Annotated in this window: 14 protein-coding genes; 5 read left to right on the top strand and 9 right to left on the bottom strand. The window is 59.7% G+C overall.

From position 1 onward, the window contains the following. Positions 1-16 precede the first annotated feature (16 nt). From BLO50_RS02040 to BLO50_RS02005, 8 genes are all read right to left on the bottom strand, one after another. The gene (locus BLO50_RS02040; protein ID WP_090248321.1) at positions 17-787 is read right to left on the bottom strand and encodes an SDR family oxidoreductase; all 771 of its coding nucleotides are present in this window, start codon (positions 785-787) and stop codon (positions 17-19) included. A 120-nt stretch (positions 788-907) separates the two neighbouring features. Beyond that, a complete protein-coding gene (locus BLO50_RS02035; RefSeq protein WP_090248320.1) occupies positions 908-1,369 on the bottom strand; it encodes a YehS family protein in 462 nt (153 codons plus the stop codon). 48 nt (positions 1,370-1,417) lie between these two features. Then, positions 1,418-2,128, bottom strand: coding sequence for an rRNA pseudouridine synthase (locus BLO50_RS02030; protein ID WP_090251120.1), 711 nt, complete (start codon positions 2,126-2,128; stop codon positions 1,418-1,420). A gap of 187 nt (positions 2,129-2,315) precedes the next feature. After that, positions 2,316-3,017 (bottom strand): ABC transporter ATP-binding protein, encoded by a 702-nt coding sequence (locus tag BLO50_RS02025; protein ID WP_090248318.1) that lies wholly within the window; start codon positions 3,015-3,017, stop codon positions 2,316-2,318. Next, positions 3,017-3,784 carry a high-affinity branched-chain amino acid ABC transporter ATP-binding protein LivG gene (gene livG, locus BLO50_RS02020; RefSeq protein ID WP_090248317.1) on the bottom strand — a complete coding sequence of 256 codons (768 nt, stop codon included), beginning with the start codon at positions 3,782-3,784 and terminating at the stop codon, positions 3,017-3,019. The genes BLO50_RS02025 and livG overlap by 1 nt, the downstream gene beginning before the upstream one ends. After that, the gene (locus tag BLO50_RS02015; RefSeq protein WP_178093306.1) at positions 3,781-5,049 is read right to left on the bottom strand and encodes a high-affinity branched-chain amino acid ABC transporter permease LivM; all 1,269 of its coding nucleotides are present in this window, start codon (positions 5,047-5,049) and stop codon (positions 3,781-3,783) included. Before BLO50_RS02015 ends, livG begins: the two co-directional genes overlap by 4 nt. Then, positions 5,046-5,969 (bottom strand): high-affinity branched-chain amino acid ABC transporter permease LivH, encoded by a 924-nt coding sequence (gene livH / locus BLO50_RS02010; protein ID WP_090248315.1) that lies wholly within the window; start codon positions 5,967-5,969, stop codon positions 5,046-5,048. Before livH ends, BLO50_RS02015 begins: the two co-directional genes overlap by 4 nt. A 117-nt stretch (positions 5,970-6,086) precedes the next feature. After that, entirely contained in the window at positions 6,087-7,208 is a 1,122-nt protein-coding gene (locus BLO50_RS02005) for a branched-chain amino acid ABC transporter substrate-binding protein (RefSeq protein ID WP_090248313.1), read from the bottom strand. 309 nt (positions 7,209-7,517) lie between these two features. On the opposite strand from BLO50_RS02005, the gene BLO50_RS02000 reads away from it, so the two are divergent. The 4 genes from BLO50_RS02000 to BLO50_RS01985 all read left to right on the top strand — a co-directional run bounded on the left by BLO50_RS02000 (position 7,518) and on the right by BLO50_RS01985 (position 10,055). After that, the gene (locus tag BLO50_RS02000; RefSeq protein WP_090248311.1) at positions 7,518-7,835 is read left to right on the top strand and encodes a DUF2288 domain-containing protein; all 318 of its coding nucleotides are present in this window, start codon (positions 7,518-7,520) and stop codon (positions 7,833-7,835) included. A 75-nt stretch (positions 7,836-7,910) separates the two neighbouring features. Continuing rightward, entirely contained in the window at positions 7,911-8,279 is a 369-nt protein-coding gene (locus BLO50_RS01995; protein ID WP_090248310.1) for a DUF5064 family protein, read from the top strand. A gap of 85 nt (positions 8,280-8,364) precedes the next feature. Then, a complete protein-coding gene (locus BLO50_RS01990) occupies positions 8,365-9,270 on the top strand; it encodes an NAD(P)-dependent oxidoreductase (protein ID WP_090248308.1) in 906 nt (301 codons plus the stop codon). Continuing rightward, positions 9,267-10,055, top strand: a complete 789-nt coding sequence (locus BLO50_RS01985; RefSeq protein ID WP_090248307.1) for a hydroxypyruvate isomerase family protein — start codon at positions 9,267-9,269, stop codon at positions 10,053-10,055. Before BLO50_RS01990 ends, BLO50_RS01985 begins: the two co-directional genes overlap by 4 nt. 52 nt (positions 10,056-10,107) lie before the next feature. Here the strand turns inward: BLO50_RS01985 and BLO50_RS01980 are convergent, their stop codons facing one another. Further along, entirely contained in the window at positions 10,108-12,312 is a 2,205-nt protein-coding gene (locus tag BLO50_RS01980) for a hypothetical protein (protein ID WP_090248305.1), read from the bottom strand. A gap of 312 nt (positions 12,313-12,624) precedes the next feature. On the opposite strand from BLO50_RS01980, the gene BLO50_RS01975 reads away from it, so the two are divergent. Further along, positions 12,625-13,953, top strand: a complete 1,329-nt coding sequence (locus tag BLO50_RS01975; protein ID WP_090251115.1) for a spinster family MFS transporter — start codon at positions 12,625-12,627, stop codon at positions 13,951-13,953. The last annotated feature ends 1 nt before the right edge of the window (position 13,954 follow it).

Genomic DNA, 13,954 nt, shown 5'->3' with positions numbered 1-13,954 from the left:
CCGCCATAGTACCTGACTAGAGGTGAAAACCGCCGTCGATGGGGATGATCGCGCCGGTCATGTAGGCCCCGGCCGTGCTGGCCAGGCTGATCGCCAGAGCGGCCATTTCCTCTTCACGGCCCCAGCGCTGCATCGGGATCAGTGCGGTGTCTTCGGCCATGGCGGCCTCATCAGTGGCGATATGCTGAGTCATCTTGCTCGGGAAGCGCCCCGGCGCGATTACGTTGACGTTGATATGTTGGCCGACCAGCTCGCGGGCGAGCATGCGAGACAGCTGATGCAGCGCCGCCTTGCTCGGGCCATAGGCGTAGGCGTCTTCGCCGTGGGAGGTAATGCCGGCGACCGAGCCAATATTGATCACTCGCGCCGGATTAGCCGCGCTGCCTGCCTTGCGCAGCAGCGGCAGCAATTGCTGGATGCAGCTGAACACCGAGGTCACGTTGAGTTGCATGACCTTTTCCCAGCCCTTGGCCGGATAGCTTTCTAGCGGCGCGCCCCAGGTGGTGCCGGCGTTGTTAACCAGAATATCCAGGCTGTTGATCTTGCCGGCCAACTGCTCAGCCAACACGTGCACACCTTCCTCGCTCGCTAGGTTGGCGGCGATGCCGTGGCAGGTGCCAAAGGCCGATAGTTCGGCAGCGGTTTGCGCGCAGGCTTCGCCGTCACGCGCGCAGACGTAGACCGTGGCGCCGGCTTCGACAAAGGCTTTGGCGATCATTTTGCCGATGCCGCGGGTGCCACCGGTAACCAGGGCGGTGCGGCCTTGCAGGCTGAAGTAGGGGTGCATGGCGAATCCTTTTAACGGATGAGTGCCACTACCCTAATCATCTGACCGCGCCATGGCAGTCATCATTGCCTGTGGAAATACGCTGCCATGCGGGCGGGCATGGCAGCGAGGCGTTGGGACTCAGCCGCGAACGCGCAGGGTCAGGCCCTTAAGGAAGTTGCGCAGAAACTGATCGCCGCAGGTGCGGTAGTTGCTGTGGCCGAACTTGCGGAACAGCGCACTCATCTCCGGCTTGGAAACCGGGCAGTCGACGCTGTTCATGATCGTGTGCATGTCGTCTTCCTTCAGCTCGAAGGCCACGCGCAGTTTCTTCAACACCATGTTGTTGGTGACGGGCAGCTCCAGTGGCTGAGCGGGGCGGCTGTCATCCTTGCCGCGCTTGAAGAACACCAGACCATCGAGGAAATGTGCCATCAGCTCGTCGTCGCATGGGGTAAAGCCTTCTTCGTCTTCCTTCTTGAGCATGGCCGCGAGGTCGCTGGGAGCAACCTGTTTGCCGCTGAGCTTAATGATGTCGACCATCTGCGCGTCGCTGATGTCGAGGGTGTAGCGCAGGCTGCGCAGTACGTCGTTGTTAAGCATGGAAAGGTCCTGAAAAGGCGGCGGCTCAAAGCAGCCGTTAAAAAATGATTAGAAGCGTTCTTTGCCGGCCAGGTAGCGCCATTGCCCAGGCTGAACCTTGGCCATCGACACACCGCCGATACGGATGCGCTTCATACCCAGCACTTTGAGGTCGACGCTGTTGCACATGAACACGATCTGTCCGGGCAGCGGGTTCTTCAAAGCGAAGCGTAGGCGGGTTTCGTTCTGCCAGCTGACCTTGCAGGGTGGCAAGGCCACGCCATTAAAAGTCAGGCCGTGTGCCAGGCGTTTGAGCTGACTTGCACTCAGGGTGCCGACGACTTCGACCACATATTCCTGCTCCAGTTTGCTCAGGTCTTCCTTGAGCTTGCGCTCGATGCGCCAATCCTGGGTCAGTACATGCAGGCCATCTGCGCCAGCTTGCAGCGGTGCACAGTTGATCAGACGGGCGAAATGGCCTTTTAACGGGCGAATCCCGGAACTGTCTTCCGGCCAGTGATTGGCCGAGCTGATGCCTTCCACTGCGCGTTCCGGGTTATGCCCATTGGGCACATTCAGAAGCAAGGTGACTGGCTCGATCGGCGCCAGGACGGCATTGGGCAGCAGTTCCACGCGCTGTTCAGCGACTTTGAACTGGGGCTCCTCTACGACCACACCATCCACCGTGACCCAGCCGCCTTCGATGTAGAGTTCGGCCTCGCGGCGCGAACAGCCAATCACTTCGATCAGGCGTTTGGACAGGCGAATGGGGTCAGTCATAAAAGCGGTCATCGGCAAAAAAAGGGCCGTCATTGTAACCGGACAGGCCCCCGGTGCACGGAACATCGGGCGAACGGCGGCGATAAAAGCTGTTGTCAGTATTGAGGCAGAGACAGGCAGGCAGGGTTGGCTTTGTCTTCGGCAATAAAAAACCGCTCCGAAGAGCGGTTTTTCAGCGAGGTAGCGCTTAACCGCCCAGATAGGCGTCGCGTACCTTTGGATCGTTCAGCAGTTGTTCACCGCTGCCTTGCATGACGATCCGGCCGTTCTCCAGGACATAACCACGGTCGGCCAGCTTGAGCGCCTGGTTGGCGTTCTGCTCGACCAGGAACACCGTTACACCGTCCTTGCGCAGCTGTTCGATGATGTCGAAGATCTGCTGGATGATGATCGGTGCCAGGCCCAGCGACGGCTCGTCGAGCAGCAGCAGTTTGGGCTTGCTCATCAGCGCGCGGCCGATGGCGAGCATCTGCTGCTCACCGCCGGACATGGTGCCGGCGCGCTGGGCAAAGCGTTCCTTCAGGCGCGGGAACAGGTGCAGGACCTTGTCCAGCTGTTCCTGATTGTCGGCCTTGCTGCCGAAGAAGCCGCCCATCACCAGATTTTCTTCCACGGTCAGGCGGGAAAATACCCGGCGGCCTTCCGGCACCACGGCAATGCTCTTGCGCATGATGCTCGGAGTGTCCTGGCCGATCAGCTCTTCACCCTGGTAGCGGATGCTGCCACTGCTCGCCTGGGGCGAGCCACAGAGGGTCATCAGCAGGGTCGACTTGCCGGCACCGTTGGCGCCGATCAGGGTGACAATCTCACCCTGACGGACTTCGACGTTGACGTCATGCAGCGCCTGGATCTTGCCGTAGAAGGTGGAAACGTTCTCGAAATACAGCATCACGCTTCCCCCAGGTAGGCTTTGATCACGTCCGGGTTGGCGCGGATCTGTTCCGGCGTGCCGTCCGCCAGGGGCGTGCCCTGGTTGATCACGTAGATGTGGTCGGAAATGCTCATGACCAGCTTCATGTCGTGCTCAATCAGCAGCACGGTGACGTTGTGCTGGTCGCTGAGCACGCGGATCAGCGCCTTGAGGTCGTCGGTCTCGCGCGGGTTGAGGCCAGCGGCTGGCTCGTCGAGCATCAGGATGCTCGGGCGGGTCATCATGCAGCGGGCGATTTCCAGGCGACGTTGCTGACCGTAGGCCAGGGTGCCGGCCGTACGGTTGGCAAACTCAGTCAGGTTGACCTGCTCCAGCCAGTGCGCGGCAAACTCCATGGCTTCGCGTTCGCTCTTGCGAAACGCCGGGGTCTTCAGCAGGCCCGCCAGGTAGTTGGTGTTGAGGTGGCGGTGCTGAGCGACCAGCAGGTTTTCCACCGCCGTCATGTCCTTGAACAGACGCACGTTCTGGAACGTGCGCACCACGCCTTTGCGGGCGATCTTGTGGCCGGGCAGGCCTTCGATCTGCTCGCCATTGAGGCGGATGCTGCCGCTGGTAGGCTGATAGAAGCCGGTCAGGCAGTTGAATACGGTGGTCTTGCCGGCGCCGTTCGGGCCGATCATCGACACAACCTGTTTTTCCTTGACCTGCAGGTTCACCCCGTTGACGGCCAGCAGGCCGCCGAAGCGCATGGACAGGCCGCTTACTTCCAGGATCGGGCGGCTCATTGCTTCAGCTCCAGGTGCGGACGTTGCATGGGCAGCAGGCCCTGCGGACGCCAAATCATCATCAATACCATCAGCGCGCCGAACATCAGCATGCGGTATTCGTTGAATTCACGTGCCAGCTCCGGCAGCAGAATCATCACGATGGCCGCAAGAATGATGCCCAGCTGCGAGCCCATACCGCCCAGTACGACGATAGCGAGAATGATCGCCGATTCGATAAAGGTGAACGACTGTGGGCTAACCAAGCCCTGGCGCGCGGCGAAGAAGCTACCGGCGAAACCTGCGAAGCAGGCACCAATAGTGAAGGCCGAGAGCTTGATTGCGGTTGGGTTCATGCCCAGGGCGCGGCAGGCAATTTCGTCTTCACGCAGCGCTTCCCACGCGCGACCGATTGGCATGCGCAGCAGGCGGTTGATCACGAACAGGGTCAAGAGCACCAGCAGCAGGGCGATCAGGTAGAGGAAGATCACCTTGTTGATCGAGTTGTAAGCCACCCCGAAGTACTCGTGGAAGGTCTGCATGCCTTCAGCGGCCTTGCGGTCGAACGACAGGCCGAACAGCGTTGGCTTGGGGATCGAACCGATGCCGTTAGGGCCACCGGTCAGCCAGGTCATGTTGTTCAGCAGGATGCGGATGATCTCGCCAAAACCCAGGGTCACGATGGCCAGGTAGTCGCCGCGCAGGCGCAGCACCGGGAAACCCAGGATAAAGCCGAAGAACGCCGCCATCAGGCCGGCAATCGGCAGGCAGATCCAGAAGCTCAGGCCGAAGTAGAACGACAGCAGCGCGTAGCTGTAAGCGCCCACGGCGTAGAAGGCCACGTAGCCGAGGTCGAGCAGGCCGGCCAGACCGACCACGATGTTCAGGCCGAGGCCGAGCATCACGTAGATCAGGATCAGCGTGGCGATATCCACCGCACCGCGCGAGCCGAAGAACGGCCAGGCCAGCGCAACGACGATCAGGCCGAGAACAATCCAGCGCTGGGTCGAGGGCAGGGTGAGGAACTCGCTGGCTTTGCCCGGCATGCTGGGCAGCTTGGGTGCATTGCTCCAGGCGGCGCTCAGGTGGTTGCGGAACAGTTGCCAGAAGAACATGGCAATCGAGCAGCCGAAGATGGTCCACAGCACGGCTGGGCTGGCGCCTTGCACTTCGAGCTTGATGCCGACAGTGGAGAGCTTCAGACCGATAACCGGGTAGGCCACGGCCAGCACCAGCAAGGCGCTGAAGATCGCGGTTCTGAGGTTTTGGGTAATGGAGGTCTTCATACTTTTTCAACCTCCGGACGGCCGAGAATACCGGTTGGGCGGAACAGCAACACCAGTACCAGCAGGCTGAACGCCACCACGTCTTTGTACTGGTCACCGAAGATATCGGCGCCAAAGGCTTCGGCCACGCCCAGCAGCAGGCCGCCGAGTACCGCGCCAGGAATACTGCCGATACCGCCGAGTACCGCTGCGGTGAAGGCCTTGATCCCGGCGAGGAAGCCCAGGTGTGGGTTGATCACGCCGTATTGCATGCCCAGCAGCACGGCGGCGATGGCAGCCAGTGCAGCGCCGATGACGAAGGTCAGGGCAATGATGTTGTTGGTGTTGATGCCCAGCAGGTTGGCCATCTTGATGTCTTCGGCGCAGGCGCGGCAGGCGCGGCCCAGGCGTGAACGGGAGATAAACAGCGTCAGGCCGACCATGACAAAGAAGGTGACGACGAAGATCAGTACCTGCATATAGGAAATCACCACGCCATTCATGGCGCTTTCGCCGAAGACGAAGTTGCCTGGCAGCAGGTTGGGGATCGATTTGTCCTTGGAGTCCTGCGCCAGGAGCACCTGGTTCTGCAGGAAGATCGACATGCCGATAGCGGAAATCAGAGGAATCAGACGGTTACCGCCGCGCAGAGGGCGGTAGGCGACCCGTTCGATGCTGTAGCCATAGGCGCTGGCGACAATGATGCTGGCGGCAAAGGCCGCAATCATCACGATGGGTAAACTGTCCAGGCCATACATGGCCAGGCCGGCGACCACAATGAAGGCTACGTACGAGCCAATCATGTAAACCTCGCCGTGGGCGAAGTTGATCATGCCGATAATGCCGTAAACCATGGTGTAGCCGATGGCGATCAAGGCATAGGTGCTGCCAACGGTCAGACCGTTAACCAGCTGTTGCAGGTAGTGATAAAGATCAGGCATTGCCTAACTCCTGGGTTGTCACGCAAGGCAGCGCTTTTGGCGCAGCATGCAACCGGAATTCTTCTAATAAACAAAACCCACTGCCGAAGCAGTGGGTTTTGGGTTCAGGCTAAGAGCTTACTTGGCTTCGGACTTGGTGCCGTCCTGGTGCCATTCGTAGACGACGAAGCTGAAGTCTTTCAGATCGCCCTTCTCGTCGAAGGCCAGGGTGCCAGTTGGGGTGTCGAAGCTGTTGGCTCGCAGGGCTGCGGCCACTTTAGCGGTATCGGTGTCGCCAGCCTTGGTGATGCCTTCGGCGATCACTTGTACCGCGGCGTAAGCCGGGAACACGAACGGACCGCTGGAGTCTTCGTTTTTGGCTTTGAACGCATCAACCAGCGCCTTGTTGCGTGGGTCCTGGTCGAACGACTTCGGCAGGGTAACCAGCAGGCCTTCGGAAGCTGGGCCAGCGATGGCCGAGATTTCCTTGTTGCCTACGCCTTCTGGGCCCATGAACTTGGCGCTCAGACCTTTTTCAGCCGACTGACGCAGCAGCAGGCCCAGCTCTGGGTGGTAGCCACCGTAGTAGATGAAGTCCACACCGGCTTGCTTGAGCTTGGCGATCATTGCGGAGAAGTCTTTGTCGCCGGCGTTGATGCCTTCGAACATAACGACTTTGGTGCCTTTGCTTTCCAGGGTCTGCTTGACCGCGGTAGCAATCCCTTCACCGTACTGCTGCTTGTCGTGGATCACGGCAACCGCTTTAGGCTTGACGTGGTCAGCGATGAAGTTGCCAGCGGTTGGGCCTTGCAGGCTGTCCAGACCGATGGTGCGGAACACCAGCTCGTAACCGCGAGCAGTGATATCCGGGCTGGTAGAAGCCGCGGTGACCATCAGAATACCTTCGTCTTCGTAGATGTCGGACGCTGGCTGGGTGGAGCTGGAGCACAGGTGGCCAACTACGAATTTAACTTCGTCGTTGACGATTTTGTTAGCAACGGCAACGGCTTGCTTTGGATCGCAGGCGTCGTCATAAACCACGCCTTCGAGCATTGCGCCGTTCACCCCGCCGGCCTTGTTGATCTGCTCGATAGCCATTTTGGCGCCGATGAACTGCATTTCACCGTATTGCGCGACGGCGCCGGTGACTGGGCCTGCCAGGCCAATCTTGATGGTGTCAGCCGCTACCGAGTAGCTGGCAACGCCAGCCATGGCCATGGCGGCAAACAGTTTGGAAATCTGCTTAGTAGCCTTGTTCATAGTGCTCCACTCTTATTGGTTTTGATTGTTGTAGTTCTGGCGGCCAAAGCTGCAGAACCGGGTTGTTCCCCCGGTCATCCCCCCGGCAACTGTACCGGTGCAGTGTAGAGCGCGGCTTTGCGGCTTGAAAAGCGGCTTGCTGGGGGCAAAACCCTGAGGTGTCGCTTTAACGCAATAAACGTATAGAAAAACGGCGTGTCTTGATCGCCGTTGGCAACGTCGCGAACAGCGTTGCGAATTTGCCAGCGGGCTGGTCGACGCTATCATGGCGGCCGATTAAAAAAGCGGTCACCAATGACAGGGCAATCCATGACAGAACAACCTAGCACCCTCTATGCCAAGCTGCTTGGTGAAACTGCAGCTATTACCTGGCAGGAGCTGCAACCTTTCTTCGCCCGAGGCGCCTTGCTGCTGGTCGACGGCGCTCAGGATCTGATCGAAGTGGCGCAGGCTGTGGCGCAGAACGATCAGGAAAAGGTCGCCGCCTGGCTGGCTGCAGGTATCTTGAGCAAGGCCGACGACAGCCGCGCCGAAGACCTGCTAACGCGCGATCCAGAGCTGTGGGCGGTGGTAGTGGCGCCCTGGGTGCTGGCGCAGGAACGCATTGAGCGCGCGCCGCTGCACTGATCTGGCGCGCGTATCACGCTTTATCCAGAGTAACTATGCTGGCAGCACCATGGACTGATTGCAGGAACTGCCAGCATGTTTGAACCCGGACATTTGCATCGCGCCAATACCGTGGCTACGGCCGAGGCGCCGCTGTTTAGCGTCGACTTGCATTACGAAGTACGCAAGGACCCGACTGAAGGCCCGATGTTGCATATGCGTATGCACGGTCAGGTGGAGGGTAAAGCGTTTGAGGAAATCTTCGAACTGCACCGCGATACCGCCTTCAACTTCGCCAGCGTGGCCACGCGCCTGGCGCACAAGCATGGCTTGCCGACCAACAGCAGCCTGATCATGCGCAGCCATGCCGAGTACGACCTGATGTTCGAAGACATCCGCGCCAAACTCGGCGCGCAGAGCGGCGAGCCGGTCAACCTCGATCATCTGGAAAAAGACGGCCTGTAGGCCTGTTGCTCTGGCGTTGACTGGCGGGACAGGTTCCGCAGCCACTAGGTTAAGATGGCGACCATCAATGAGTCGGAGTCTGCCTATGTCCACCTCCCTTCCTGCTTTGGCATTTGCTGGTATTGGCCTGATGGGCCTGCCTATGACCCAGCGGCTGCTGGCCGCTGGCTATCCGCTGAGCGTGTGGAACCGTTCCCCTGATAAGTGCGCGCCACTGCAAGCGTTGGGCGCGCAGGTGATGGCAAGCCCGGCGCTGCTCTGTGCTCGGGCCGATATCGTCATGCTTTGCCTGGCCAATACCGAGGTGGTGCGCGAGGTGGTGTTTGGCTCTGGCGGCATCGCGGAAATGGCCAAGCCCGGACAGGTGTTGGTGGACTTCTCTAGTCTGGAACCGGCCGCCACCCGTGAGATGGCAGCTGAGTTGCACGCCCGTTGCGGCATGCACTGGGTCGATGCGCCCGTGTCCGGCGGCACGCCGGGTGCGGCCAATGGCACGCTGGCAATCATGGCCGGAGGGCGGGTTGAGGACATCGAACGGGTGCGGCCGATCCTCGCGCACCTGGGGCAACGCCTGACGCGCATGGGCGATGTCGGTGCGGGCCAGGTAACCAAAGTGTGCAACCAGATGATCGTTGCCTGTAACGCGTTGGTGATCGCCGAAGTAGTGGCCCTGGCCGAGCAGGCTGGGGTTGATGCCAGCTTGATTGCACCGGCGCTGGCCGGCGGTTTTGCCGATTCCAAACCGCTGCAGATTCTCGCGCCGCAGATGGCCGAGAGTCAGTTCGAGCCGGTTAAATGGCATGTGCGCACTTTGCTCAAGGATCTCGACACGGCGGTCAAACTGTCGCAGCAGGTCGGCTCGGCTACACCGCTCAGCGGTCTGGCCGCGCAGCTGATGCGCCAACACGGCAGCCAGGGCAATCTGGAGCGTGACCCGGCGACGCTGGTGCAGCTGTATCGTGCGCAGCAGCCTCAAGAGCCACAGTCATGAAGATCGCGGCTAACTTGTCGCTGCTGTTTACTGAGCTGCCGCTTATCGAACGAGTGGTGGCTGCCTCTGCAGCAGGCTTTGATGGCGTGGAAATCCAGTTTCCCTACGAGCTGCCAGCCGTTCGCCTGAAAGAGGCGCTGGAGGCTGCGGGTATGCCGCTGCGCCTGATCAACCTACCAGCCGGCGACCTGATGAGCGGCGGGCCAGGTCAGGCTGCAGTGCCTGCGCGACAGGCCGAGTTTGCTGCAGCGTTGCAGCAGGCCTTGAGCTACGCCGCGATGGTGCGGCCAGCGCTGGTCAATGTGTTGCCGGGTCGCCTGGCTGAGGGCGTTGAGCCTGAGCAGGCGTTGGCCTGTTTGATCGCCAACCTGCGCAAGACCGCCGAAGCTTTTCAGCTATTGGGCATTGGCGTGGTGGTAGAAGCGATCAACCCGCTGGATATGCCCGGCTTTCTGATCAACACCCCGGCGCAACTGGATGAGTTGCTCAAGGCTGTGGGTCATCCCAACCTGGCGGCGCAGTACGACCTCTACCATATGGCGCGGCAGGGCCTGGATATACAGACTGGTATCGCGTTGTTGGCAGGGCGTATCGGCCATGTGCAGTTTGCCGATTACCCGGGGCGTGGTGCGCCGGGCAGCGGCGAGTTGCAGTTCGCGCCGTTGCTCAAGGCTTTGCGTGACGGTGGGTATCAGGGCTGGCTGGCAGCGGAATACCGACCGGGAGAGGCCGGCACCCAGGTCAGCCTGAACTGGCTGAGTGAATGGCGAGCAATGCTCGTCTGAATGAGGCGCCTGTTTTTCGCAGCGACTGCAGCGAAAAACAGGCGCGTCGGCCTTACTCTTGCGGGTCTTCTTGGTACTTGTTGAGCGAGATAACCCGAGTCTTGCCGATGCGGTGACGGTAGATCTCACGCAGGTACTTGATCGCCTTTTTCACGCTTTCACGGGACAGGCGGATGTCGTTGATCGAGACAAACTTGTCCTGGTCATGGATCAACTCGCGGTACTTCTTCTCATACATCGGCTTGATCGCGTACCAGTTGGTGTCGAGGATTTTCGCCGGATTTTCATACTCGTTGAGCATGGCGTCGACCCGTACTTCGTCGAACTCCTCGCTCATGATGAAATCGAGAATGGCGTTGTCCAGGCTTTCATCGAAACGATGCGGGTCGCGGGCGAAGCAGCGCTTGATAAAGGCCACGATCAGCGTCAGGAAGTCGTCCGACAGGCACGGGCTCTTGGCGATCAAGGTGGTCAGCGACAGGTTGGCCGACGCGCCGATGACCAATGCATAGCGCTTCAATGTGGTGTTAGGGAACAAGCTATTGAGGTGGGTCTTCAGCCGGTTCAGGTCCATGTAGGACAGCTTATAGTCTTTCGGCAGTGAAACGATCGACACCACGGAGGAGCAGTTCTTGAAGAAGTGCAGGTCGCTGAGTTTGGCGGCGTTGTAATCGGACTTCTTGTACTCATCCAGCGCTTCGCGATACCGCTTGGACTCGATCGGCAGCAGGCTGATGCCCTCAATGGCCTGGGTGACCTTGTTGAAGTGCGGCAGGTCGATGGAGCGGAAGAACAGGTCGTCGATATTCAGGCGTGACGGTTCTTTGTCCAGTACGCGGAATTTGTCCAGTGCGGCGGTGCTTTGTTCAGGCACCACTGATTCGGCATACGCCACCGCCACTGGGCCGGCCAAGCTCATAAACAGGTCGTTGGCGTCCAGGCGAATGGTTTCGCCTATGTCGATGCCCGCGCGGCGGAAGTAGTTCTGGTCGTAGTCGGTGGTCACCGCCTGGGCGGTGAGGATGTTGAAGATTTGCTGCGAGATGTACTGGTTGGCGTGACGCTCCATGGCGTTGACGTCGATATTCTGGATATTGCCGTCATCGCTTTCCTCGGCGTAGCGCATGATGTCGTTGGAAATCAGCATCATGGCGTTCCATGGGCGGATGCGGCGCATCACGCTTTCTTCGCTGTTCTCTTCATTGTCGAAGTTGTAGGAGAAATCCCATTCCTCGGCGAGGTACTTACACAGCAGGCGACCGGCGTTGATGTGCAGGGCTTCGGACATCTCGCTGCGTTGGTCGGAGATGTTCGGCAGGATGCAGATGCCGCTGGTGAAGATCGGCTCGAAGACAAAGCTGTGGTCGCGGTTTTCCGGGGTTTCGTCGAAGCTCTTGGTGTCGAAGGTCTTGCTCATGTAGGCGAATTGCTGGGCCAGGCCGAACTCTGAGGCCATGCCCGAACCGGTGCCGCCGCCGGCGCTGAAAATGTAGAAGTACAGGCGCGACTGGTTGGCCTTGATGCCGCAGGAGTCGATCAGGTAGCTGTGAATGAATTTCCAGTCTTCATTGGTAAAGCGCTGGGTATCCTTGTTGAGGATGATCTTGGCCAGGTATTGCCCGAGGATCGGCGCGTTACCGGCGCCGCCGGCATGCACCTCGGAGAGGTCCATGATCTTCATCTTGCTGTAGTCGCTGAGGAAACCGCTGGTTTCGCCCTTGCGCGAGAAGCGGATGCGCCCCTCGATGTCCTTGTCCAGATCGCCGAGCATGACCAGTGGCTCGATCAGAAATACTGGCTTGCTGTCCTTGCTCGGTGCCCGCAGCAGGTTGCTGCGAATCCAGCGGGTCGGGCGGAAGTCCTGTTCGGCAACGGTTTTTTCTTCGCTTTTGAATTCGCTCAGGTAGAACTGCCGAGCGTTGTAGACCAGTGAGGCGACATCTAGGGCGATGTTCGAGCCGCAGCGGCCAAGGCCAATCAGACACACCGATGGGAAATGCTGTACCCGTCGGTCGTTCTCTTCGTCATGTGGCGCTGGAGGAAAGACCAGGCTGCGCAGGCCGTCGAGGTTGTCGAGGATGCGATCAATGTCGCGCTCGGTGAAATACATGTATTGCTCACCGCTGCTGTCGATGCGCACCGGTACCAGCGGTGCGGGGGGCGGCAACGGTTCAAGCGGGGCCAGCAGCGTATCAGCCAAGCCCGCCAGTGTGGCTTCGGTCGCAGGTGGGGTCACAGCGTCTTTTTTTGTTTTCATTTGGAGACAGTCCGGCGGCTAACGAGGGTGGAGCGGCAAATGGCCACATTTCGCTCAACAGGCTTGTTTGTAGCATGAAAAATGGAAAATCTCGCGGTTTCACATGGTTTTACTTAGGCATATTCGGAGTTTTTCCGATGCACTTTGTGACCTGGGTGCTTGCTCGGGCGCCCATTACCCGGCATACACACCACAAATAGTCACAGACAGCATAGTCGCAAGGCTCTAGATTGCGCCTTCACGTGCTGGATACAGCGGTTGGCCAAGCGTCACCGACTTGCTTCAATAACAACAATAGAGATGGATTCCATGCTGCAGCAGTCCCTTCAAGCGACGAATGCCTGGCGCATTCTGTTCCTGCTTTTTCTCGCCAACCTGTTCAACTTCTTCGACCGCACCATTCCGGCGATCATCATCGAGCCCATCCGCATGGAGTGGAATCTCAGTGACTTGCAGCTGGGCTTGATCGGTACCGCCTTTACCATCGTCTATGCGATTGCCGGCATCCCGCTTGGGCGCATGGCCGATACCGGTGCGCGGCGCAAGATCATGGGGTGGGGCCTGGCGGTCTGGAGTGGCCTGACGGCGGTCAACGGTCTGGCCTGGAACTTCTGGAGCTTCCTGCTGATTCGCATGGGCGTCGGCATTGGTGAGGCCAGTTATGCACCGGCGGCCAACTCGCTGATCGGCGATCTGTTCCCAGCGCACAAACGTGCGCGGGCCATGGGCATCTTTATGCTCGGCCTGCCCATTGGCCTGCTGCTGGCGTTTTTCACCATTGGTGCGATGGTCAAGGCGTTCGACAGCTGGCGCGCCCCCTTCTTTATTGCCGCCGTGCCGGGACTGATCCTCGCGCTGTTTATGTTCTTTATCAAAGAACCCAAACGCGGTGCGGCCGAGCTGGTGCAGTCGCGCACCACGCCGGTGGAAAAACCCCTGCGCAAGGTCATGGCGATTCGTACCTTCTGGTGGCTGGTGATGGCCGGCCTGGCCTTCAACTTCGCCACCTATGCCTGCAACTCGTTCATGGTGCCGATGCTGCAACGCTACTTCCTGATGCCGCTGGAGCAGGCCGCAATGGCCACCGGGGTCATCGTTGGGTTAACCGGCTTGGTCGGCCTGACTCTGGGCGGCTGGCTGGCAGACAAAATTCACCAGCGCTGGCAGACCGGGCGGCTGCTGTTTGCCGCACTGAGCATGTTGATTGCCTCTGTCGCCACGGGCTACGCCCTGCTGGCCGGGCAAATTGAAATCGCTGTGTTCGTGGCGCTGTTCAGCATTGGCTGGCTGTTTGCCTACAACTTCTACACCTGTGTTTACACCGCGATTCAGGATGTGATCGAGCCCCGCCTGCGTGCCACTGCCATGGCGCTGTTCTTCGCCGGCCTGTATCTGCTCGGTGGCGGCCTTGGCCCATTGGCCGTGGGCATGCTGTCGGATCACTACTCCCATGCAGCGATGCTCGCCGCTGGGGCCAGTGAAATGAACGAAACCTTCAAGGCGGTAGGCCTGCATAACGCCATGTACCTGATTCCCGTGGCCTTGATGCTGACCATGGTGGCGCTGTTGCAAGCCTCGCGCTGTTTCGTCGCCGATGCGGCCAAGATGCAGCAGGGTATGACTGAGGCGGTGCCTGCCTGAC

It is taken from the genome of Pseudomonas peli (genome assembly GCF_900099645.1).
Lineage (GTDB): Bacteria > Pseudomonadota > Gammaproteobacteria > Pseudomonadales > Pseudomonadaceae > Aquipseudomonas > Aquipseudomonas peli.
This window is presented reverse-complemented; position numbering and strand designations above follow the sequence as displayed.

Bases quoted from the DNA above. Each gene is read 5' to 3' on its own strand.
- BLO50_RS02040 (WP_090248321.1), bottom strand. From the start codon at position 787: ATGCACCCCTACTTCAGCCTGCAAGGCCGCACCGCCCTGGTTACCGGT.
- BLO50_RS02035 (WP_090248320.1), bottom strand. From the start codon at position 1,369: ATGCTTAACAACGACGTACTGCGCAGCCTGCGCTACACCCTCGACATC.
- BLO50_RS02030 (WP_090251120.1), bottom strand. From the start codon at position 2,128: ATGACTGACCCCATTCGCCTGTCCAAACGCCTGATCGAAGTGATTGGC.
- BLO50_RS02025 (WP_090248318.1), bottom strand. From the start codon at position 3,017: ATGCTGTATTTCGAGAACGTTTCCACCTTCTACGGCAAGATCCAGGCG.
- livG (WP_090248317.1), bottom strand. From the start codon at position 3,784: ATGAGCCGCCCGATCCTGGAAGTAAGCGGCCTGTCCATGCGCTTCGGC.
- BLO50_RS02015 (WP_178093306.1), bottom strand. From the start codon at position 5,049: ATGAAGACCTCCATTACCCAAAACCTCAGAACCGCGATCTTCAGCGCC.
- livH (WP_090248315.1), bottom strand. From the start codon at position 5,969: ATGCCTGATCTTTATCACTACCTGCAACAGCTGGTTAACGGTCTGACC.
- BLO50_RS02005 (WP_090248313.1), bottom strand. From the start codon at position 7,208: ATGAACAAGGCTACTAAGCAGATTTCCAAACTGTTTGCCGCCATGGCC.
- BLO50_RS02000 (WP_090248311.1), top strand. From the start codon at position 7,518: ATGACAGAACAACCTAGCACCCTCTATGCCAAGCTGCTTGGTGAAACT.
- BLO50_RS01995 (WP_090248310.1), top strand. From the start codon at position 7,911: ATGTTTGAACCCGGACATTTGCATCGCGCCAATACCGTGGCTACGGCC.
- BLO50_RS01990 (WP_090248308.1), top strand. From the start codon at position 8,365: ATGTCCACCTCCCTTCCTGCTTTGGCATTTGCTGGTATTGGCCTGATG.
- BLO50_RS01985 (WP_090248307.1), top strand. From the start codon at position 9,267: ATGAAGATCGCGGCTAACTTGTCGCTGCTGTTTACTGAGCTGCCGCTT.
- BLO50_RS01980 (WP_090248305.1), bottom strand. From the start codon at position 12,312: ATGAAAACAAAAAAAGACGCTGTGACCCCACCTGCGACCGAAGCCACA.